Below are 637 nucleotides of genomic sequence, written 5' to 3' on the forward strand. Positions count from 1 at the left end.
TCGCATCACCTGGAGCACTTTTAAGCTCATTTAGCTGCCAGTAAGTTTTTGATACGTGATCCTCTGTGATGGAATCTCTCTCCACTGGCAATTTTGACGAGATATAATCGACGCTGGTTTTTATAGACTGAGCAACATGGTCAACTAATAGGTTTCTAACCTGAATTTGCTTTCTTAATTGTTGATTACTCGTCAATAATACGCGGCTTTGATGCCTTAGTTGGTTGGTCTTTAGAGTGACCTGAGCAGCAAGCTCTCGGTTTGCTTGCATAACATATCGTGAACGCCAGTACATGATAAGGCCGATAAGCGTAGAAATTGAGACGAGAAAGCCTAATATCGCAAGCTGGGATAGATACCATGGTTTGAGCACTTCAAAACGAGACTCTAAGCCAACAACGCCCGCCGTTACCTGTGACTCGTTACTCACTTGAAGGTGGTATTCCCCAGAGTTAAGGTGCTCTAAGGTTAACTGTCCCCCTTCTAAGGTCTGCCATCGATCGTCTTCGTTTAAGCGGTAGTACAGGTTCTGGCTATCCGGTTTAGGCATGATGCCAAAGAGAAAACTCAGCGAAGAACCATAAGGCAGCTTAATCCCATCAAGGTCGGAACTCCCCACTTGGATTACATCGTTTTC

At 44.7% G+C, this 637-nt stretch carries 1 pseudogene; it reads right to left on the reverse strand.

Annotation, left to right across the window (positions count from 1 at the left end):
* Positions 1-637: pseudogene (locus R7O13_RS28135) on the reverse strand (AraC family transcriptional regulator); the annotation flags it as partial.

The organism is Vibrio sp. Y176 (genome assembly GCF_033438945.1).